This window comes from Micromonospora sp. PLK6-60, assembly GCF_019890675.1.
Lineage (GTDB): Bacteria > Actinomycetota > Actinomycetes > Mycobacteriales > Micromonosporaceae > Micromonospora.
Genome location: NZ_JAIOAA010000004.1, coordinates 279993 through 298900, shown reverse-complemented (window position 1 = coordinate 298900; position 18908 = coordinate 279993). Strand labels below are relative to the sequence as shown.

Annotated in this window: 24 protein-coding genes; 11 read left to right on the top strand and 13 right to left on the bottom strand. The window is 72.7% G+C overall.

What is annotated here, in order from left to right; genetic code table 11:
• The first annotated feature begins 39 nt into the window (after positions 1-39).
• Positions 40-1437 carry a B12-binding domain-containing radical SAM protein gene (locus K7640_RS10780; protein ID WP_308042507.1) on the top strand — a complete coding sequence of 466 codons (1398 nt, stop codon included), beginning with the start codon at positions 40-42 and terminating at the stop codon, positions 1435-1437.
• Positions 1434-2087 carry a dTMP kinase gene (tmk, locus tag K7640_RS10775; protein ID WP_308042506.1) on the top strand — a complete coding sequence of 218 codons (654 nt, stop codon included), beginning with the start codon at positions 1434-1436 and terminating at the stop codon, positions 2085-2087. The genes K7640_RS10780 and tmk overlap by 4 nt, the downstream gene beginning before the upstream one ends.
• On the opposite strand, the gene K7640_RS10770 is transcribed toward tmk, so the two are convergent.
• Positions 2045-2602 carry a class IV adenylate cyclase gene (locus tag K7640_RS10770; RefSeq protein ID WP_222954614.1) on the bottom strand — a complete coding sequence of 186 codons (558 nt, stop codon included), beginning with the start codon at positions 2600-2602 and terminating at the stop codon, positions 2045-2047. The genes tmk and K7640_RS10770 overlap by 43 nt on opposite strands.
• Before the next feature lie 266 nt (positions 2603-2868).
• On the opposite strand from K7640_RS10770, the gene K7640_RS10765 reads away from it, so the two are divergent.
• The gene (locus K7640_RS10765; protein ID WP_222954613.1) at positions 2869-3222 is read left to right on the top strand and encodes a nitroreductase/quinone reductase family protein; all 354 of its coding nucleotides are present in this window, start codon (positions 2869-2871) and stop codon (positions 3220-3222) included.
• A 24-nt stretch (positions 3223-3246) separates the two neighbouring features.
• Here K7640_RS10765 and K7640_RS10760 read toward each other — a convergent pair whose 3' ends face one another.
• A complete protein-coding gene (locus K7640_RS10760; protein WP_308042505.1) occupies positions 3247-3651 on the bottom strand; it encodes a hypothetical protein in 405 nt (134 codons plus the stop codon).
• A 35-nt stretch (positions 3652-3686) separates the two neighbouring features.
• Positions 3687-4187 carry a DUF1772 domain-containing protein gene (locus tag K7640_RS10755; RefSeq protein WP_308042504.1) on the bottom strand — a complete coding sequence of 167 codons (501 nt, stop codon included), beginning with the start codon at positions 4185-4187 and terminating at the stop codon, positions 3687-3689.
• A gap of 171 nt (positions 4188-4358) precedes the next feature.
• Between K7640_RS10755 and K7640_RS10750 the strand changes: the two genes are divergently transcribed.
• Together K7640_RS10750 and K7640_RS10745 are read left to right on the top strand one after the other, a co-directional pair.
• Positions 4359-5546, top strand: coding sequence for a sensor histidine kinase (locus tag K7640_RS10750; protein WP_222954611.1), 1188 nt, complete (start codon positions 4359-4361; stop codon positions 5544-5546).
• Positions 5543-6205 carry a response regulator transcription factor gene (locus K7640_RS10745; protein WP_222954610.1) on the top strand — a complete coding sequence of 221 codons (663 nt, stop codon included), beginning with the start codon at positions 5543-5545 and terminating at the stop codon, positions 6203-6205. Before K7640_RS10750 ends, K7640_RS10745 begins: the two co-directional genes overlap by 4 nt.
• 1 nt (position 6206) lies before the next feature.
• On the opposite strand, the gene K7640_RS10740 is transcribed toward K7640_RS10745, so the two are convergent.
• Positions 6207-6782 (bottom strand): TetR/AcrR family transcriptional regulator, encoded by a 576-nt coding sequence (locus K7640_RS10740; RefSeq protein ID WP_222954609.1) that lies wholly within the window; start codon positions 6780-6782, stop codon positions 6207-6209.
• Between the two features lie 80 nt (positions 6783-6862).
• On the opposite strand from K7640_RS10740, the gene K7640_RS10735 reads away from it, so the two are divergent.
• Positions 6863-7801 carry a DMT family transporter gene (locus K7640_RS10735; protein WP_222954608.1) on the top strand — a complete coding sequence of 313 codons (939 nt, stop codon included), beginning with the start codon at positions 6863-6865 and terminating at the stop codon, positions 7799-7801.
• Between the two features lie 56 nt (positions 7802-7857).
• On the opposite strand, the gene K7640_RS10730 is transcribed toward K7640_RS10735, so the two are convergent.
• The 4 genes from K7640_RS10730 to K7640_RS10715 all read right to left on the bottom strand — a co-directional run bounded on the left by K7640_RS10730 (position 7858) and on the right by K7640_RS10715 (position 12759).
• Positions 7858-10011 (bottom strand): MMPL family transporter, encoded by a 2154-nt coding sequence (locus K7640_RS10730; protein WP_222954607.1) that lies wholly within the window; start codon positions 10009-10011, stop codon positions 7858-7860.
• Between the two features lie 103 nt (positions 10012-10114).
• A complete protein-coding gene (locus K7640_RS10725) occupies positions 10115-10948 on the bottom strand; it encodes a PPOX class F420-dependent oxidoreductase (protein ID WP_222954606.1) in 834 nt (277 codons plus the stop codon).
• A gap of 90 nt (positions 10949-11038) precedes the next feature.
• A complete protein-coding gene (locus K7640_RS10720) occupies positions 11039-11410 on the bottom strand; it encodes a YciI family protein (RefSeq protein WP_222954605.1) in 372 nt (123 codons plus the stop codon).
• Positions 11411-11487: 77 nt separating this feature from the next.
• On the bottom strand, positions 11488-12759 hold the full coding sequence (locus tag K7640_RS10715; RefSeq protein WP_255608601.1) for an RNA polymerase sigma factor: 1272 nt from the start codon (positions 12757-12759) through the stop codon (positions 11488-11490).
• A gap of 74 nt (positions 12760-12833) precedes the next feature.
• Here K7640_RS10715 and K7640_RS10710 point away from each other — a divergent pair, with 74 nt between their 5' ends.
• From K7640_RS10710 to K7640_RS10690, 5 genes are all read left to right on the top strand, one after another.
• The gene (locus tag K7640_RS10710) at positions 12834-13211 is read left to right on the top strand and encodes a VOC family protein (RefSeq protein WP_374198080.1); all 378 of its coding nucleotides are present in this window, start codon (positions 12834-12836) and stop codon (positions 13209-13211) included.
• A gap of 79 nt (positions 13212-13290) precedes the next feature.
• The gene (locus K7640_RS10705; RefSeq protein ID WP_222954603.1) at positions 13291-13725 is read left to right on the top strand and encodes a VOC family protein; all 435 of its coding nucleotides are present in this window, start codon (positions 13291-13293) and stop codon (positions 13723-13725) included.
• A 217-nt stretch (positions 13726-13942) separates the two neighbouring features.
• Positions 13943-14302, top strand: a complete 360-nt coding sequence (locus tag K7640_RS10700) for a hypothetical protein (RefSeq protein WP_222954602.1) — start codon at positions 13943-13945, stop codon at positions 14300-14302.
• Positions 14299-15348: a hypothetical protein gene (locus K7640_RS10695; RefSeq protein WP_222954601.1), complete on the top strand. Its 1050-nt coding sequence runs from the start codon at positions 14299-14301 to the stop codon at positions 15346-15348. Before K7640_RS10700 ends, K7640_RS10695 begins: the two co-directional genes overlap by 4 nt.
• 35 nt (positions 15349-15383) lie before the next feature.
• A complete protein-coding gene (locus K7640_RS10690; protein ID WP_222954600.1) occupies positions 15384-15683 on the top strand; it encodes a hypothetical protein in 300 nt (99 codons plus the stop codon).
• 32 nt (positions 15684-15715) lie between these two features.
• Here K7640_RS10690 and yidD read toward each other — a convergent pair whose 3' ends face one another.
• The 5 genes from yidD to K7640_RS10665 all read right to left on the bottom strand — a co-directional run bounded on the left by yidD (position 15716) and on the right by K7640_RS10665 (position 18874).
• Positions 15716-16069, bottom strand: a complete 354-nt coding sequence (gene yidD, locus K7640_RS10685; RefSeq protein WP_255608600.1) for a membrane protein insertion efficiency factor YidD — start codon at positions 16067-16069, stop codon at positions 15716-15718.
• Between the two features lie 52 nt (positions 16070-16121).
• Positions 16122-16502, bottom strand: a complete 381-nt coding sequence (locus K7640_RS10680) for a GntR family transcriptional regulator (protein WP_222954598.1) — start codon at positions 16500-16502, stop codon at positions 16122-16124.
• Positions 16499-17365 (bottom strand): hypothetical protein, encoded by an 867-nt coding sequence (locus tag K7640_RS10675; RefSeq protein ID WP_308042503.1) that lies wholly within the window; start codon positions 17363-17365, stop codon positions 16499-16501. Before K7640_RS10675 ends, K7640_RS10680 begins: the two co-directional genes overlap by 4 nt.
• 120 nt (positions 17366-17485) lie before the next feature.
• Positions 17486-17680, bottom strand: a complete 195-nt coding sequence (locus K7640_RS10670; RefSeq protein WP_222954597.1) for a hypothetical protein — start codon at positions 17678-17680, stop codon at positions 17486-17488.
• A gap of 69 nt (positions 17681-17749) precedes the next feature.
• Positions 17750-18874, bottom strand: a complete 1125-nt coding sequence (locus tag K7640_RS10665) for a hypothetical protein (protein WP_222954596.1) — start codon at positions 18872-18874, stop codon at positions 17750-17752.
• Positions 18875-18908: the final 34 nt, after the last annotated feature.

Sequence of the window (18908 nt, the reverse complement as noted above, 5' to 3'; positions counted from 1 at the left end):
CTCGGCAGCCGGCCGGGGGCCCCGCTCGATCTGCTTCTGGTGAACGCGCCGCTACGGGACTACGCGCTGCGCCCTCGGGTCAACGACTTCACCCTGCCGGTCCTGGGAATGGGCTACATCGCCACGACCGCGTCGGCTCACGGATTCAACATCGGAGTCCTTGACGGTGAGGCGTCGGGTCTGGGCATCGATCAGATCATCAGCGTCATCGACGAATCGGCACCACGCTGGGTGGGCTTCAACCTCCTGGCGCCGACCTACGAGTTGAGCGCCCGCATCGCCGCCGGGATCGACCCGGCCATCCAGGTGATGGTGGGTGGTCACCAGGCAAAGGCCATGCCGCAGGTGGTCATCGAGGATGAGCGGTTCCGGCGGTTGGAAGCGCTCGTCGTCGGCGAGGCGGAGAGCCGAGTCGTGGAGCTGCTACGCGATCGCGGTCACCGGTCGCGGTTGCCCGGCGTCATGTGGCGCGACCCGATTCTCAAGACACCGGTGACGGGCGGCGTGCCCGGCTCGATGGGCCACCTGGCACCGGACATCAACGCGCTGCCCTTCGTCGACCGCCGATTCTTCGCTGCCGACCCGTACCAGCCGGCCGACGGTCCGTTGGAGGCGGCGATGGTAGGCGCTCGGGGCTGCCCGTACGACTGTTCCTTCTGTGGCGCGGCGGTCAGCGCGAATCCCGATGTGACCATCCGGACCCGGGACCCGCTGAACATCGTCGCCGAGATGGACCAGTTGCACGCCCACCTCGGAGTGACCGCGTTCCGGTTCGTCGACGACCTCTTCCTCGGCTACGAGCGGTTCATTCGCCGCTGCATGGCGGCCTTCACCGAGGCCGACGTGGGCAGCCGGTACGTCTGGGACGCGACCGGCCGGATCAACGTTTTGGCCCGCGCCGACGACGCGCTGCTCGAGACATTGGCGATTAACGGCTGCCGGGAGGTGGCGCTGGGCATCGAGTCCGGCAGCGAACGGGTGCTGACCCACATCGGCAAGCGGATTCACCCGGACCTGACCCGGCAGGTGGTTCGCCGGCTCACCGAAGTCGGCATCGGGGTCAAGGGCTACTTCATCCTCGGCCTGCCGACCGAGACCCGCGCCGAGTTGGACGCCACCGTCCGGCACGTTCACGAGCTGTGGGAGCTCACCGATGACGCGCCGGGCCGGTTCCGGGCCAGTGTCTTCGAGTTCCGCCCGTACCCGGGCACCCCGGAGTGGAACCGGCTGCTCGCCACCGGTCGGTACGACCCGGCGCGACTGCTGGACTACGCCGCGGTCGACCTGACCAACGACGGATTGGACGAGGCAATGCGAGAACGCGACGAGTTCAACTTCTCGGTCAACCTGCAGTTCGGTGAGGCGGAGGTCGCGTACGTCCGGCGCAAACTGGTGGAGTTGGCCCGGGCCCAGCATGATCGCCTGGTGCGATCGTGACCGGCGTCTTCGTCGTTGTCGACGGCCCGAGCGGAGTCGGGAAGACCACCGTCGCAGCCCTGCTCACCCGGCTACTTGCCAGCGAGGGCTGGCCGGTCCATCCGACCAAGGAACCGACCAACTCGGAGCTGGGCCGCACCGCCCGCCACGGCACCGACGAATACCGCGGCCTGGCGCTCGCCTGCCTCGTCACCGCCGACCGCTACCACCACCTGGAGACGGAGATCCGGCCAGCGCTCAAGGCCGGGAAGATCGTCGTCTGCGACCGCTACCTGCCCACCTCGCTGGTGCTGCAACGCCTCGACGGCGTCGAGTCCGACTACATCTGGCGACTCAACCGGTATGCCGACCGCCCCGACCTGACCATCATCCTCACCGGCGACCCGACCCGCTCCCGCACTCGGGCCGCGGAACGCGGCATCCATAGCCGCTTTCATCGCGGCGGACCCGAGGCCGGCCGGCAGGAGCGTGACCTTTACGTGCAGGTCGCCGAGGAACTGATCGGGGTGGGCTTCCGGGTTCATCTGCACGACGTGGGCGAACAGTTCCCCGACCAGGTCGCCGCCGCGCTGCTTGCCGAGGTACGGCGCGTCCTCGCCGGGGCGTCTCAGACCCCGACGGTCGACGCCGACCTGATCAACGAGTCGTAGCCTTCCGTGCTGCGTTCCAGCTCGACACCGAGCGAGCGGGCGAACCCATCCAGCTCCGCCTGCACCTGCTGCGCCGGTCTGCCCCCGCCGACCATCACCTCGATCTCGAAGAAGGCGCCCAGCCCGTCCACCTCGTCCAGGCAGAGCACCATGTCCCCGAGCCGGGCGGTGCGGCGAGTCTTCACGATCCGTACGGTTGGATAGAAGCCCATCGCCAGGATCGCGGCGTGCATCTCGCTGCGGCCAAGCACTTCGGTCTCGTGCTCCTGGCAGGCCAGTTCGTTGTCGAGCGGAGTCTTGACGCAGAACAGATGCCGGCCGTCCTGGGTTCGCAGCCGGGCGAAGGCCTGGCCCTGTTTGCTCTGCCCGTAGCTCCAGCCGTTCGCCGCGTATGCCTGGTCGTCCTGCCGGGACGCCGCCGAGAAGGCCACTCCCTTGACGGCGAGCGCCCGGATCAGGGCGGCGGGCTCCGCGACCCGGTACTTGACCTCGATCTCCCGGATGCCGTCGGTCATCACGTCTCCATGGCTGTGGGCCGCCGCGTACCCGGGGTACTCAATCACAGCCGCCGTGCTGTCGGTTGACGACACCCCGATACCCCACCAACCGGTCATACCGGCTCACACGGAGAGGCCAGTCCACCTCGGCGGCACCCGCCCACAGCAGCGCCACCACGCCCCGGAACCTGACGTGGCCGTGTTCGCGGATCACGCCTCGACCGGCGGCAAACGTCAATAGCCTGCCAGTGGAGAGCATGCCGAGATGTTGCCCGGAGGACGCCGTGACCAAGGCCGTCAGAGAAGCCCTCAGCGACGCCAACGAGGTCGAGCTGACCGTGACCGGCCGTCGGACCGGTCGGCAGATCACCCGCCCCGTCTGGTTCGTCCAGGAGGAGGAGAGCGCCTTCCTCGTCCCGATCACCGGCTCGGACAGCCAGTGGTACAAGAACGTACGCGAGACGCCGATGGTGCAGTTGAGTGTCAACGGGACGGCGGTGAGCAGCACCGCGACCCCGATCACCGACGCGGACCGGGTCGACCGCATCGTGCGAATGTTCCGCGAGAAGTACGGCTCGGACCAGATCGACGCGCACTACCCGAAGCACGATGTCGCGGTCCAGGTCTCGCTGACATAGCTGGCCGGCAGCAGGCGCGGTTGATCACGATTCGGCTCGACGGGACGCCGGCACCACCCGGCACAGCAGCGCCGCCACCGCCCCGGTAACCACCCCCACCACCACCCCGGTGAACACACTCGACACGAACGCCGCCACCCGCAAAATCGGCCCCTGCGCCCAGGTATCCACCACATCAAGCGACGGCGGACGCCCGTCGAACGCCCGATCCCACAACACCTGATGCCCGACGGCGAGAAACACCCCGTAGATCGCCCCGATCACCAGCACCGTCAGGAACGGGTGCGGCGGTCGCCGCCACACCACCGCCCCGATCCAGCACACCGCCGGCACCACCACCAGCAGCCCCGCGACCAACGGACTTGAGACCAGCCGCAGGTCGTGCAGCACCACCCGAGGCGCCGCCAACGCCGCCAACCCGATCAGCACCGGCCAGGAGAACCCGAGCGCCCGCCGAGCCCCGCTCATCGCGACACCGGGTTCTGCCGAGCGAACCGCAGCAGGGCGACAAAGGCCAACGCCGCCGTGACCGCCCCGCCGGCCAGCCGTACCCAGTGCCCGGCGACGAACTCCCGAGCCACCTGACGCAGGTACTCAGCGGAGTGTGTCCCCGGCGGGTCCACGAACATGATCTCGTTGCGCGGCCAGAAGAACGCCACCGAGAACAGGAACTCGCACGCGATGAACACGGCGGCGGCGCCGGCGACCAGCCACCGCAGCCGCCGGTCCCGCCAGGTGAGCACGGTCGCGGCCAGGCTGAACAGCACCACGCTGGCGCCCAGCGGCGGGAAGTAGTCGCTGGGACCGCCGTCGACCAGGAACTCCCGGGCCCGGTCCAGCGAGGCGGGCGGGTCGCCGAAGATGTTCGGATAGAGCATGACGGTCTCGGCGGCGACCCCGCCGAACGACATCATCGCCGTCCAGGTCAGCGCGATCAGCGCGGCCCAGGTGAGCTTGGCACGCACGACGGTTCTCCTTCACTTCGAGGGGATGCTGTCGACGCTAGGTTCGCGCCGGTCGGCCGTCTGCCGCGCGGCCGCGCGAGCGGGGATCGCTTCTCGGCGTACGCCTGGGGGTGGTCCCTGACGCCTGCCGGCGACAGCGTCCGTGGCCCGCGCGGCCCTACGCTGGCTGATGTGCAGGCCACCTCACCGACCCGCGGCGACGCGCTGCTCGCCGTGGCCACCTTCGGCCTGGTCGCGGCGGCGGTGGCGGCCGACGGCGTGGCGCTGCCGCGCGCGGCGTTGGCCTGCGGTTTCGGGGTGGGGTTGGGCGGGTTGCTGCTGGCCGCGCGGCGGTGGCCGGTGCCGGCGTTGCTGGCGACGGCGGCGGGCATCCTCGGCTACTACGTGTTGGACCTGCCGCCGGTGGGGTTGGCCGCGCCGGCCGCCGCGGTGCTGTTCCGGGTGGCGGAGCGGGGGCGGGTGGTGCCGGCGGCGGTGGTGGGCGGGGGCCTGCTGGCCGTGTCGGTGGCGGCCCGGCTGGTCGAGGGCGACGCCGTCTCGGTGGTCGTCGGGGTGGAGCTGGGGTCGGAGGCGGCGTTGATGCTGGCCGTGATCGCGCTCGGCGACGCGGTGCGTAACCGGCGGTCGCTGCGGGCGGCGCTGGTCCGGCAGGCGGTGACGGCCGCCGAGGATCAGCGGCGGGAGGCGGCCCGGCAGGTCGAGGCGGAGCGGCTGCGCATCGCCCGGGAGGTGCACGACACCCTGGGCCACACGATGTCGGTGATCACGTTGCAGTCGGCGGTGGCGCAGGAGGCCCTGGTCGACGACGAGCCGGCGCAGGTGTCGACCGCGCTGGACGCGATCCGGTCGGTGAGCGGCACCGCGATGGCGGAGCTGCGCGCGACGCTGGGCACGCTGCGCCGCGAGCCCAGCCCGCGCGAGCCGGTGCCCGGTCCGGCCCAGCTGGCGGCGCTTGTCGACGGCGTACGCCGGGGTGGGTTGGCGGTGGAGCTGCGGGTGGACGGCGCGGTGGACACGCTGCCCGCGGTGGTGGGCGCCACCGTCTACCGGGTGGTGCAGGAGGCGTTGACGAACGTGCTGCGGCACGCCGACGCCACCCGCGTGACGGTGACCATCGAGGCCACGCCGGAGCGGTTGTCGGTGGCGGTGGTCGACGACGGTCGCGGCGCGTCGCCGGGCGGCCCCGGCCAGGGCCTGCGGGGCATGTCCGAGCGGGTCGCGCTGCTCGGTGGCACCGTCGAGGCCGGCCGCACCGGGGCCGCCGGCTTCCGGGTGTACGTGGAGCTGCCGCTGGCCCGGGGTGCACCAGGGCCGGGGGTGCGAGCCGCGCAGTCGCGAACGAAGGGTGACACCGCGTGAGTGCCGTCCGGGTCGTCCTGGTCGACGACCAGCATCTGGTGCGCACCGGCCTGCGCGCGCTGCTCGACCGCGCCCCGGACCTCACCGTGGTCGGCGAGGCCGGTGACGGCGCGAGCGCGGTACGGCTGGTCCGGGCGGAACGCCCCGACGTGGTGCTGATGGACGTGCGGATGCCCGGCGGGGACGGCATCGAGGCGACCCGCCGGATCCTCGCCGACCCGGAGCTGGCCGGCGTGCAGGTGGTGATGCTGACGACGTTCGACGACGACGAGTACCTGTTCGAGGCGATCCGCGCCGGGGCGGCCGGTTTCCTGCTCAAGGACACCCCGCCGGACGCGCTGCGCGACGCCGTACGGGTGGTGGCGGCCGGGGAGGGTCTGCTGTCGCCGGCGGTGACCCGGCGGGTGCTCGCCGCGGCGGCCCGCTCGCCGGTGGCGGATCCGGCGCGGCTGGCCGGGCTCACCGCGCGGGAGCGGGAGGTGCTGGCGCAGGTGGGCGCCGGCCGGTCCAACGCGGAGATCGGCGCGGCGTTGTTCCTCAGCCCGGACACCGCCCGCACCTACGTCAGCCGGCTGTTGCAGAAGCTGCGGGCCCGCGACCGCGCCCAGCTCGTGGTGATCGCGTACGAGAGTGGGCTGGTCCGCCCCGGCGACGGCTGAGCTACGCCCGGTCGAGGAGGGTGCGCGCCTGGTCGCGGGCGTGGCCGATCGGGTCGGGGAAGGTGCGCAGCCCGTGGGCGACGAGCGCGCCCTCGTGCAGCAGCAGCAGGGTGCGGGCCAGTTCCTCGGCGCCGGTGGGGTGGAACTCGCGGACCAGTTCGGCGAAGAGGTCCAGCATCCACGTCTTCTGCCCGGTGATGACCGGGTAGGCGGGGTGGTCGGGGTCACTGATCTCGGCGGAGGCGTTGATCATGGCGCAGCCCCGGGGGCTGCTGTCGGTCATCCAGGCGCGGGAGGCGTCGAAGACCGCGAGCACCCGGTCGGCGGAGCCCGGCTCGACCTGCTGGAGCCGGTCGGCGAGGAAGGCCCGCCAGCGCTCGTCGCGGTCGGCGAGGTATTCGACGACGAGCTGGTCCTTGGAGCCGAACCGGTCGTAGAGGGTCTTCTTCGTCACCCCGGCCTCGGCGGCGATCAGGTCCACGCCGACGGCGTGGATGCCGCGCGCGTAGAACAGCCGCCCGGCGGCGGCGAGCACGCGCCGCGCGCCGGGGGTCATCGTGATCCGCCTGGTCGCCATCACCCCATCGTATACCGATCTGTATAGTGGCTCCCCTACGCCAGGTATACCGATCTGTTTAGTGATTGTGGGTGACCAGCATGAACCTCCTCCTCGCCGCCGCCTTCGTGCTGTGCTGGAGCTCCGGGTTCGTGGGCGCCAAGCTGGGCACCGGCAGCGCGGACGCGGTGACGCTCCTGATGTGGCGGTTCCTGCCGCTGGCGCTCGTCCTCGCCGCCGTGACCGCCGCCCGGGCCGGCTGGCGGGGGTTGACCCCGCGCGACGTCGGGCGGCAGGCGGTCATCGGGCTGCTCTCCCAGAGCGGCTACCTGCTCACCGTCTACTACGCCATCCAGCTCGGCGTCTCCAGCGGCACCACCGCCCTGATCGACGGCACCCAACCCCTCGTCGCCGGCGCGCTGGCCGGCCCGCTGCTGCGCCAGTACGTCTCGGGCCGGCAGTGGCTCGGCCTCTGCCTCGGGCTCGCCGGGGTCGTCACGGTCACCACCGCCGACGCCGCGGCGAACAGCACCGTCGCCTGGTGGACCTACCTCATCCCGTTCGCCGGCATGCTCTCCCTGGTCGCGGCCACCTTCCTCGACCAGCGGTCCCGGACCCGGGTCACCCCGTGGACGGCGCTGACCATCCACTGCGCCACCAGCGCGGTGGTATTCACCGCCGCCGCCGCAGCCTTCGGGGCCGCCACGCCCCCGCCCGCCGGTTCGTTCTGGTTCGCCATCGGGTGGCTGGTGATCCTCTCGACGTTCGGCGGCTACGGGCTCTACTGGTTGGTGCTCCAGCGTTCCGGGGTGACCCGGGTCAACACGCTCATGTTCCTGATGGCCCCGGTCACGGCGGTCTGGGGCGCGGCCATGTTCGACGAGCCGTTCACCGGGCAGACCGCCGTGGGCCTGGCGATCGCCCTCGCGGCGGTCGCCGTCGTGCACCGCGCGGGCCGCCCCGACAGCGCACCAGCCGCGACCGGCGGCCCGTCACCGCGCCGCCGGTCGCCGGCCGGACCCGTCGCGGCCCGGCGCTGACCGGCCCGCGTCGCGGTCCTCGCCGTGCTCGGCGCCGGCCCGCGCCAGGGCCGGGCCTACGCCTGCGCCACGGCCTCCGGTTCCGGCTCGGCGTGCCGGCCGCCGTTGCGCCGCCGGTCGCCGTGCCCCGGCCACCACGCCGCGTGCCCGATCAACGCCGTCAACGCCGGCACGAAGAACATCGACATGACGAACGCCGACAGCACGATCCCGATCGCCACCGCGAACCCCATCTGCTGGAGGAACGAGATCGGCGCGAGCATCAGCACCGCGAACGTCCCGGCCAGGATCACCCCGGCCGCGGCCACCGTCGGCCCGGCGTGTTCCACCCCGATCGCGGCGGCCTCGTGCGGTTCGTTGCCCTCCCGGGCCTCCTCCCGCAACCGGGCGATCATCAGGATGTTGTAGTCCGTGCCGATCGCCACCACGAACAGGTACAGGATGATCGGCAACTGGAACGTCACGCCCGGCTTGTCCTGCAAGCCCTGGAAGAGATAGACCGTCGCACCGAGCGTCGCGGCGAAGTTGAGCAGCACCGCCACGACCAGATAGATCGGGGCGACCAGGCTGCGCAGCAGCAACGCCAGGATCAGCGCGATCAGGCCGGCCGCGACCGGCAGGATGACCGACAGGTCCCGGTTGTTTGCCGAGTTGATATCGGCGAAGATCGCGGTGGTGCCACCGACCAGTGCGCTGGTGCCGGCGGGGGCGGCGGCGTGCAGGGCGTCGCGTAGGTCGCCGCGGACCAGGGTGATCGCCTCGTTGGAGACCGGGTTCTCGTTGAGCAGCAGGTTGATCCGGGCCACGCTCGGGTCGCTGCCCCGCTCGGCCGGTTGCACCCGGCCCACCCCGGGGGCGCCCGCGGCGGCCGCCGAGAAGTCGTTGACCTGTTGGTCGGTCAGCGGCGTGCCGTTGCCGGTGGTCAGGTAGACCTCGGTGGGGGCCAGCGCGCCGGCGGCGAAGCCGCGTTGCAGGTCGGCGGCGGCCTTCGCCGACTCGGTGTCCTGCGGGAAGCCGGCGCTGAAGTCGTAGTCGGCCTTGTAGCCGAGCACCCCGGCGGCCAGCGCGACCAGCAGGGCGCCGGAACCCAACGCCACCAGCGCCGGCCGGCGGCCGATGGCGCCGCCGAGCCGCCGGGCCAGGGTGGCCTTCGGCGTACGCTGCCACGCCTTCGACGGCCAGAAGACGAACCGGCCGAGCAGGGAGACCAACGCCGGGATGAGGGTGAGCGAGGTGATCAGCATGACGCCGACGCCGATGGCGAGCGCCGGGCCCAGCGAGCCGAAGAAGCCCAGCGAGGCGAGCAGCAGCACCAGGAAGGCGACGATGACCGCGGCGGCGGCGGAGGTGATGACCTCGCCGACCCGCCGCACCGAGACGACCATCGCGGTGCGCTTGTCGTCGCCGGCCCGCAGCCGTTCCCGGTAGCGGAACAGCAGGAACAGGATGTAGTCGGTGCCGATGCCGAAGAGCACGATCAGCAGGATCGTCTGCAGATCCTGGCTGACGTTGAGGTCGAACGCCTTGCCGGCCGCGGCGACCAGCCCGGTGGTGACGGACAGCACGACGCTGATCACCACGATGGGCAGCAGCGCGGCGATCGGGCTGCGGAAGATGATCAGGATCAGCCCGATGATGAGCACGAACGTGGCGATGCCGACGACGGCGAAGGCGTCGTTGAAGGTGTTTTCGTTGTCGACGAAGGTGGCCACGTCGCCGCCCACCCCGGCGGTCAGCCCGCTGCCGTCCAGCGCCGGCCCGACGGCGGCCCGCACCTCACGGACGGCGTCGAGCAGCGCCGGGTCGTCCGGCGTGGGCGCGGCCAGGCCGACGTTTACCAGTTGCACCGACTTGTCCGGCGCGACGGCCTGCGGGCCGGTCAGGTAGCCGGAGGTGTGCGCGATGTTCCGGCCCTGCAACGTCCGGGCGAACTCACCCACCCGCGCCTCGTCGGCCGGGGTGAGCGGCTTGCCGTCGGCGCGTTTGACCACGATGGCGGCGGTGGCGGTGACCTGCTGCGGGAACGCCTTCTTGCCCAACTCGGTGGCCTGCACCGACTCGTAGCTGTGCGGCAGGAAGCTCTCCTGGTCGGCGGAGGTGATGTCACTCAGTGACGGGGTGGCGAAGATGATCGCCACCGCGGCGAGCAGCCAGCCGCCGATCACCCACCATGCCCTGCGTACGACGAAACTGCCCAACCGCTCGAACATCGCTTCCCCCGTGTCGGTCGCGTCACTCCGAGTGAATCCTACCGTCCGGCAGCAATCCTTTTCGGACGCCTCGCGGAGCGGCCTGCCGACGGTCGCGCTGGCGTCAGCCGGTGACGGTGAGCCGGACCGGTCGCCCCTGCCCCTCCGCCGGCTCTGCGGCGCCGGGGGTCGGTTCCGGTTCCCGGGTCAGCGCGAAGTGCACGGTCCGCCCGGTGCGCCGCCGGCCCACCCGATGAAACAGTGGCACCAGCACGCCGTGCAGCAACGGATACTTGGCGGCGAGCGCGCGCCGCGCGGCCGCGTACTCCGGACCGGTGAGCCGGCGCGCGACGGCCGGGACGGCCGGTCCCACCGGGACACCGCGCGCGGTCGACGGCGCCACCGTGACGTGCGGGTCGTTGCGGATCCGCACGGTCTTCCAGGCCCGTTCGAAGCTGCGCACGTACGCGACGTCCCCGGCCACCGCGATGCTGACCGGCGTGGCGACAGGGGTCCCGTCGCGGCGGCGACTGGTCAACGCCACGGTCTTCTGCCCGTGCAACGCCGCCCAGCCCGGGGCGGGCGCGGGGCCGAGCCGGCCGACCAGGAAGCGCCGCTCCCGCCAGCGCGCGACCAGGGCGACGGTGGCGAGCACGGCGAACAGGGCCACCTGGACGCTCTGCCCGAGGCTGTCGTCCATCAGGTGGCTGACGGTGTGGGCGACCGCGCCGACCAGGAAGCCGGCGAGCGCCACCAGCAGCGGGTCCGCCCAGATCAGCGCCAACAGCAGGGTGGCGCCGATGCCGAACTGGAACGCGCCGATGTCGTGCACGAAGTGCTCGTGCGGCGGGAACCCGACGAACTCGCTGAACGACCGGGGCGCGGTGAGCGCCCACACCCCCACCGCCACCGTGATCAGGCCGAGCAGGGCGGTGAGGGCGCGTACCAGGTTTCTCATGCCGGGTTGACGGCGGACCGCCCGGGCATGTGACCGAGCCGGCCACGGGGGTTCCCGATCGGGCACCCCCGTGGCCCCCCGTCGGCGCTGTCAGCTCTCCATCGGGCCCTCGCTGACCCGACGCACGTCCACCTCCACGTCGATGCCGTGCCGGCCGAACAGGTCGGCGTACCGCTTGGCCCACTCGACCGCCTCCTCCTTCGACCGGACCTCCAGCAGGCCGAAGCCGGCGATGAGCTCCTTGGTCTCGGTGAACGGCCCGTCGATGACGGTGGCCTTGCCCTTGGTCACGGTGACCCGCGCGGACTCCTCGCTGCTCTTCTCCAGCCCTTCGGCGGCCAACAGCACGCCGGCCTTGGCGACCTCCTCGATGTAGCCGCCCATGTCCTGGATGAACTCAGGGCTCGGGTCGAAGGCGCCGGGGGTGTTCTCGTCCAGCTTGTGCATGAGCATGTAACGCATCGCAGTGGTTCCTCTCATCTCGCATCTGCGCTTTCACCGACGCGTCGAACGGCTCACCCGGGATCCGACATCGCGGTTCAAGATTTTTTCGAGCGGCACGCGGCGGCCCGGTCGAGCAGCAACGCCCGCTCCCGGGCGTTGCCGGTGAGCTGGGCCGCCCGCGCGAACTCGGCGTGGGCCTCCTCGTGCCGGCCCAGCCGGGCGAGCAGGTCACCGAGCACGCTGGGCAGCAGGTGGTAGTGCACCAGCGCCGGCTCGTCGGCCAGCCTCCGGGCCAGTTCCAGGCCGGCGGCGGGGCCGTCGGCCTGGGCCACGGCGACGGCCCGGTTCAGCTCCACCACCGGCGAGGGCACGATCCGGGCGAGGTCCGCGTACAGCCCGGCGATCCGCGCCCAGTCCGTCTCCTCCGGGGTACGCGCCCGCGCGTGGCAGGCCGCGATCTCCGCCTGCACCGTGTACGGGCCGGGGTCGCCCAGCGTCCGGGCGCGGTCGAGGGCGGCCAGCCCGCGGCGGATGAGCAGCTGGTCCCAGCGGCCGCGGTCCTGGTCGTTGAGCAGAATCGGCGCGCCGTCGGGGCCGGACCGGGCAGCCGTGCGCGACGCCTGGATCTCCAGCAGCGCGGCCAGCCCGTGCACCTCCGGCTCGCCCGGCATCAGGGCCTGCAACAGCCGGGCCAACCGCAGCGCCTCCTGACACAGCGCGGGGCGCACCCAGTCGTCGCCGGCCGTAGCCGCGTACCCCTCGTTGAAGATCAGGTAGACGACCTCGAGGACCGAGTCCCGGCGCTCGGACCGCTCGGCCGGGCCGGGCACCTCGAACGGGACGTGCGCGGTGGCCAGGGTCTGCTTGGCGCGGGTGATCCGCTGCCCGACTGTCGACTCGGAGGTGAGGAAGGCGCGGGCGATCTCGCCGACGGTGAGCCCGCCCAGCAGGCGCAGGGTGAGCGCGGCGCGGGCGATCGGCGACAGGACCGGATGGCAGGCCACGAAGATCAACCGCAGCAGGTCGTCGTCGATGGTCTCCTCGACGGCCGCGTCGAGATCCGGCGTGACCCCATCGTCGAGGTCGCGGCCCAACTCGGCCAGGGTGCGCTCCTGCGTCCGGCGGCGGCGCAGCGCGTCGACGGCCCGGCGCTTGCCCACGGCCGTCAACCACGCCCCCGGGTTGGCCGGCACCCCGTCGCGCGGCCACTGCTCCAGGGCCGCGACCAGCGCGTCCTGCGCCAACTCCTCGGCCAGGCCGACATCCCGCACCACCCCGGCGATGCCGGCGACCACCCGGGCGGACTCCATCCGCCAGACCGTCTCCACCGTGCGCCGCGCTGCCTCCGGCTCCGTCACAGGGCTCATGACAGCAGCCCGGTCCGACGTTCTCAAGGAAATGTCACCGCCCGCGCCTAGGCTGGCCGGGCCGACACGATGAAATGGGGGCTGACGTGCTCGATCACTTCTCCGTCCAGGTGCGCGACCTGCCGGCCAGCGCCACCTTCTACGACGCCGTGCTGGCCCCGCTCGGCGGGCGGCGGATGCTGGAGCCCGGCCCGATCGGCTACGGGGTCGACACCCCCGACTTCTGGCTGGAGCCGGCCGGCGACGGCAACCAGCCGCTGCCGGCGCACATCGCGTTCACCGCCCCGGACCGGGCGGCCGTGCGGGCGTTCCGCGACGCGGCGGTCGCCGCCGGGGCGGAGGTGCTGCACGAGCCGAAGCTGTGGCCGGAATACCACCCGACCTACTACGGCGCGTTCGTCCGCGATCCGGACGGCAACAACGTCGAGGCGGTCTGCCACCGCCCGGAGTAGCCCGCGTCCTGTCGACCATGTCGGTGCAAGCGGCACGGCCCACGCCGGCCGCGCCGGTCCGGCGGTTAGGTTGGCGGGCATGGAGCAGCGGATCAGCCTGATCACCCTCGGGGTCGCCGACGTCGGCCGGGCCCGCGCCTTCTATCAGCGGCTCGGCTGGCGCGGCCAGGAGGTCGAGGAGACCGTCTTCTTCCAGGCCGGCGGGCTGGCGCTGGTGCTGTGGGGGCGCGGCAAACTCGCCGAGGACGCGGGGGTGACCGACCGGGGCGTCGACGGGTTCGGCGGGCTCAGCCTCGCGCAGAACGTCCGCTCCCGGGCCGAGGTCGACGCGATCCTCGCCGACGCGGTGGCGGCCGGGGCGACGCTCACCCGACCGGCCCGGGAGACCTTCTACGGCGGGTACGCCGGCTGCTTCACCGACCCGGACGGGCACGTGTGGGAGATCGCGCACAACCCGGGGTTCTCGCTGGCCGAGGACGGGTCGCTGACCGTGCCGGACTTCGGCCCGCCCTGACCGGCCCGGCTCAAGGCCGAACCTCGGCGCCTCGTCACCGGCCCGGCGTGCCGCGGCCGTCGAGCGGCACGTCCCGACCGGCCCGGCGCCGCCGCAGGTCGAGGGGCGGGTGCGGTCGTCGGGATGGGGACAGCGTGAAGGCACAAACCGCCCGGCCGGCCACAAAGGACGCCGGCGCGGGCCTCGCGGCGAGCCGCCGGCTGCCAGCATGTCTGGCATGTCAGAAATCCTGGGGATCATGGGGGAAATCGAACACCGGCTGCGCGGCCGGCGCGACGCCATGCAGCAGGCGGCCGTCGAGTGGCGGCACCAACTGCACGCGCGGATCGAGGCGTACGACCGGGAGCCCGACGACGACGGTGACGACGACGCGGTGCCGGCGGACGCCCCACCGGAATACCGCGCGGTCCGCGACAAGATCGCCCGCGGCGAGCTGACCTGGGCCGAGGTGCTCTCCGGGCAGACCGACGACCCGGACGGGCGCAAGGTGCACGTCTGGACGGACGCCCGGATGCAGCAGATGCGGGACTATCTGCGCTCGCCGGAGGGGCGGCGGATGGTCGGTGAGCCGGAATGAGCATGCAGGTCGACCCCGACTACCTGCGGGGTTACGCCGAGCAGATCGAGGCCGACCGGGACGGCGCCCTCGCCACCCTGCAACAGTTTTGCCGCGAGCACTGCGACAACCGGGACGGCCTGGACGGGACGCTGTGGCCGGCGCGGGCGCCGCTGGAGGTCATGGTCGAGTTCACCCTGAACATGGCCGCCGGCGCGCACGCCGGCATGTCCTCCCTGGCGTACAACCTGCGCTACTCGGCGGGCCTGTACGACCGGGCGGAGCAGGCGAACACCGCCACGATGGAGACCGTCGGGCAGCGCTGGGCGACCGTCGACGAGTCCTGGGAGGCGCACCCGTCGAGCGCCGGCGGGGCGTTCACCGGCGGGGCGCAGGTGTCGCCGGCCCCACCGGCCTTCGAGTCGGCGCTCGGCGACGTCGAGGCCCTGGCGCACGGCACGATCGGCGACATCAACGGCGTCATCAAGGCCCTCACCGGCTTCGACCTCTTCTCCAAGATTATGGAGTTCGCGGTCGGGGACTGGGGGCGGGTGCGGTATATCGGCGAGGGGTTCGGCGAGCTGGAGCACGGCTTCCGGGCGATCTCCCGCGACCTGGCCCAGGGCATGGACGTGCTGGCGCCGCACTGGACCAGCGGGGGTCACCACTCCGGCAGCCCGGCGGAGCTGTTCGAGGAGACCATCCGGCAGCGCTGGGTGCCCGGGTTCGACGCGCTGGCGCAGGGCTGCAACGCCTTCCAGCAGGAGTGCGAGGCCCTCGCCCAGTCGTACGGGTACATCATCGGCTCGCTGGTGTTCGTCACCAACTTCTATGAGAAGAAGATCCGCCGGGTGCTGGCGTTGCTGCTCAGCGCCACCGACTGGCGCAAGTACCTGGGCACGTTCTTCCGCCTGGTGAAGGAGCTGTGGGACGTCCTCGTCGGCACCGCGAAGCTGATCTGGGAGCAGACGGTCATGTGGAAGGAACAGATCGAGTTCATGTGCACCAGCCTGGCGCACATGTACAAGATCTTCCGGGGTGACTTCGAGGTGTTCCAGCAGGGATGATCGGGCCGCCGTGAGCCGTTGGCGGGAGGTGCGTCATGTTTGATGCCGTGGTGGCGGGTTGGCTCTGCCTCGGGCTGGGCCTGCTGTTCCTGCTCAGCGGAGCGCAACTCGTGCGGGAGGAGCGCCGCCGGGGCCGGCGCCCGTTGCCTGGTGAGTCGTTCAGCGGGCGCGAACTGCTGTGGCAGGGCACCTCGATCGTGCTGCTCGGCACCGGCAATCTGGTCGGTGGTGACTGGACGATGCTGGCCGTTCCCGCGTTGGTGATCCTGCCGGTGGTCGTCGTGCGGGTGGCCCTGCGGCAGTACCGGCGGCACCGGAGCAGGAGCCGAGCCTAGCCAGCATCCGCGGCGGACGGTTGGGGTCCGCGTCAGCGCAGCGGATCGCGGGTGCCGCGCGGCACGCCGGGCTTGCAGCGGCGCACCCGGGCGGCGGCCAGCCGCCCACCCACCGCCAGGCCGTACCGCTCCACGGCGGCCAGGCCGTAGGCGCTGCAACTGGGGGTGAACCGGCACTGCCCGGGCCAGCGGTGCGACAGCCACCGCCGGTAGCCGAGGATGGCGGCCCGCCCGGCCCGGTCGGCCACCGGTGCCCGGGTCACCCCGGCCACCACCGAGGCGAAGGTGAGCGACAGCGAGATCAGGCCGCAGTCGCAGCAGTCCAGGGCGTCACAGACGCTCGAATCGGAGCGGGACTTCTTCTTGCGGCGCTTGCGGTGGAACATGCCGACCATGATCGGATACGGGCGCCAGCGGAGGCTCAGCGGAACGGTTGGATCAGCCCTCCGCCGGCCAGGCCCTCCGCACCGCGTCGAGCGCCGCGTCGCGGTCCGCGCCGAGCAGCCGGGCCTGCCGCGCGTACCCGAGAGCCAGGTCGTCCAGGGCGCGGGCCCGCTCCCCGGCGGGCCGCGCCGGGTTCGCGGCCACCCGGGTCCCGCCGCCACGCCGGGACCGGACCAGCCCGGCGGCTTCCAACTCGCGGTACGTGCGGGCGACCGTGCCGACCGCGAGCCCGAGGTCGGCGGCGAGCTGCCGCAGCGGCGGCAGCCGCTCCCCGACGGGCAGCGCCCCCGAGCCGATCAGGTCGACGAACTGCCGGCGCAACTGCTCGTACGGGGGTGTCGGGTCGGTGACGTCGACCTGGAGGAGCGGCGTCATCGCGGGGACGTCACCGTGGCCCGGGCCGGGCGGACGTCGGTGGCGACGACGGCGGCGACGCTCCAGGCGAGCAGCGCCAGCCAGGCGGGCACGAGCAGGTGCAGCAGCCATACCGCCACGGTCCACCACAGTGGACGGCACGGGTTGGCCAGCAGCGCGGCGGCGGTGGTCAGTGAGACGCCGATCAGGGGCAGGGTGACCAGCAGGCCGCACGCGCCGGTGACGGCGCGTCCGGAACGGCGCCGCTCGGCGTCGTCGCGGACCAGCTCTCCGGCGGCGTCGAGCGGCCGGGGCCGGCCGACGACCCGGCGCAGCGCCAGCACGGCCAGCACCACCCCGGCCCCGACGACCAGCGCCAGCGGCAGGCTGTAGAACGAGCCGGCCCACGGGCCGTGACTGCCGGCGAAGTCGGGGCAGGCGTAGCTGAGCCGGCGGCCGGCCCGCCCGAGGTCGTCGGCGGAGCCGGCCACGGTGGTCAGGGCCAGCAGGACGACGAGGGCACCGCCGGCGACGGCCACCGCGGGGGCCGCCCAGGCCGGCAGGAAGTGCCGCAGGTGCCGGGTCTCGACCGCGGCCGTCCGGACCGACCCAGGGAGCCGCACGACCCGGGCTTCCCCGACCACCACCCCGGCGAGTACGCAGAGGCCGAACAGCGGTGCGGCGACCATCACGCCGCGGCCCAGTTCGTCGGCGTTGACGGCGACGCCGGCCGCGACCACGCCGAGGATCAGACCGGCGCAGCGCCACCGGCGCAGCGTACGGCGGACCGCCTCCGGGGCGTCCTCGCCGGCCGGTGGCCGGCCGACCACCGCCGCCCCGGCCAGCGCCAGCACCACCACCGCCAGCAACAGATCTCTCGCCACGATCTCGCCCCTCGCTTGTAAGGAGGGGGCCCCTGTTAACGCATTCTGTATAGGCGGGGCCCCCTCTTAACAGCCTGGCGAGGCGGACGCACTTGTGTCAAGCATGTGGCACAAGTGCGGCTATGCCGGCCGGTCGACCGTGACGGCCGCCCGATGCCCGAGGTAGCCGAGGTAGCCGACGAGCGGCACCAGGATCAGCCCGATCGCCACGGCGGCCACCTTGACCGGCGCGTCACCGTGGAGCGCGCCCAGGATGACCGGCAGCGGGGAGAGGATCGCGGTCAGCAGGCCGGCCCGGCGCAGCGGTTTCCGCACCCGACGGTGTGCCTTGCCTGTTAAGAAGGGGCCCCTGCTATGCAGAATGCGTTAACAGGGGGCCCCTCCTTACCGCGCAGCGTAGACGGTGCGGCGTACGCCGTCGTGGCGCAGGCAGACGCCGGGTCGGCCGCCGTTGAGGCTGTACTGGCCGTCGCGGCACTGCACCAGGAAGCCCTTGCCCTTCCAGAAACCGGGGGCGCAGTCGAAGTGGTCGCACACCTGGCGGGGCGGCTTGCGGACCTGGTCGCCGCCGCAGAAGGTGTAGCCGAGCGGGTTGCGCGGCGCCCCGCAGCGCCCGTCGCCCGACGGCGTGGCGGACGGCTTGGACTTGGACTTGGGCTTGGACTTGGCACCGGCCGGACCGGCCGGGGCGAGCCCGGTCGCGGTGTGGGTCGGCGCGGGGGTGGCGGCGACCGCGATGTCGGTGCGCGCCGGCGGGTCGGACTCCAGCAGCACCGCCGGGATGATCAGCGCCGCGGCGGCGGCCACCGCGACCGTACGCCGGCCGCCCGGCACCCGGGCCGACAGCCGCGCCTGCGCCGGGGTGATGATCGCCGGCCGGAACGGCTGCCGCTGCCCGTGCTCGGCGATCAGCTCGTCCAGCCGGGCGATCACGGTGTCGCGCTGCTCGATCGCCTCGGCGAAGGCCAGGGTCAGGGTGAACCGGAACTCGGCCGCCGCGGCCGGCGGCAGCAGCAGGCCGGAGGTGCCGCGCCGGTCGAGGACCTGGAGCAGGGTGACCGGCGCCGCCGGGTCGTGGGCCAGCCCGGTCAGCTTCGCGTACGACCAGTCGCGCCGGCCGCGACCGCCGAGCAGTACCAGCCGGCGGTTGGTGAGCACGGCGAGCCCGGCGTCGAGGACCTTCACCCCGTCCGGGCGGCGCGGGCGCAGCGGGGCCGGCGCCGGTTCGACGGCCAGGTCGGGGGCGGGCAGCACGGCAGTGTGCCGAACCTCCACCAGTTGGGCGGCCGGCTGGGTCCAGAAGACCAGTTCGCCGGCGGTCAGCTCGACCGGCAGGCCACCGCCGGCCGTTCCCCGCAGCTCGGCCGCGAGGGTACGCAACCGGCGCAACTCCTCGTCCCGCTGCTGCCACGCCGCCGCCGTGGCGCGGTACGCGGCCTGCCGCCGCTCGTTCTGCCGGTGGGCCCACCGGTACCGCCAGGTCGAGCCCGTCGAATCCGTCTCCGCCACGCCGACTCCTTCGCCGCGCGAGCCAACCGGGGTG

What these genes read in the sequence shown, in the direction of transcription:
- K7640_RS10690 (WP_222954600.1), top strand. Translation starts at nt 15,384, where the DNA reads ATGTTTGATGCCGTGGTGGCGGGTTGGCTCTGCCTCGGGCTGGGCCTG.
- K7640_RS10720 (WP_222954605.1), bottom strand. Translation starts at nt 11,410, where the DNA reads ATGCGTTACATGCTCATGCACAAGCTGGACGAGAACACCCCCGGCGCC.
- K7640_RS10735 (WP_222954608.1), top strand. Translation starts at nt 6,863, where the DNA reads ATGAACCTCCTCCTCGCCGCCGCCTTCGTGCTGTGCTGGAGCTCCGGG.
- K7640_RS10680 (WP_222954598.1), bottom strand. Translation starts at nt 16,502, where the DNA reads ATGACGCCGCTCCTCCAGGTCGACGTCACCGACCCGACACCCCCGTAC.
- K7640_RS10715 (WP_255608601.1), bottom strand. Translation starts at nt 12,759, where the DNA reads ATGAGCCCTGTGACGGAGCCGGAGGCAGCGCGGCGCACGGTGGAGACG.
- K7640_RS10730 (WP_222954607.1), bottom strand. Translation starts at nt 10,011, where the DNA reads ATGTTCGAGCGGTTGGGCAGTTTCGTCGTACGCAGGGCATGGTGGGTG.
- K7640_RS10770 (WP_222954614.1), bottom strand. Translation starts at nt 2,602, where the DNA reads ATGACCGACGGCATCCGGGAGATCGAGGTCAAGTACCGGGTCGCGGAG.
- K7640_RS10700 (WP_222954602.1), top strand. Translation starts at nt 13,943, where the DNA reads ATGTCAGAAATCCTGGGGATCATGGGGGAAATCGAACACCGGCTGCGC.
- K7640_RS10710 (WP_374198080.1), top strand. Translation starts at nt 12,834, where the DNA reads ATGGGGGCTGACGTGCTCGATCACTTCTCCGTCCAGGTGCGCGACCTG.
- K7640_RS10705 (WP_222954603.1), top strand. Translation starts at nt 13,291, where the DNA reads ATGGAGCAGCGGATCAGCCTGATCACCCTCGGGGTCGCCGACGTCGGC.
- yidD (WP_255608600.1), bottom strand. Translation starts at nt 16,069, where the DNA reads ATGTTCCACCGCAAGCGCCGCAAGAAGAAGTCCCGCTCCGATTCGAGC.
- K7640_RS10725 (WP_222954606.1), bottom strand. Translation starts at nt 10,948, where the DNA reads ATGAGAAACCTGGTACGCGCCCTCACCGCCCTGCTCGGCCTGATCACG.
- K7640_RS10740 (WP_222954609.1), bottom strand. Translation starts at nt 6,782, where the DNA reads ATGGCGACCAGGCGGATCACGATGACCCCCGGCGCGCGGCGCGTGCTC.
- K7640_RS10695 (WP_222954601.1), top strand. Translation starts at nt 14,299, where the DNA reads ATGAGCATGCAGGTCGACCCCGACTACCTGCGGGGTTACGCCGAGCAG.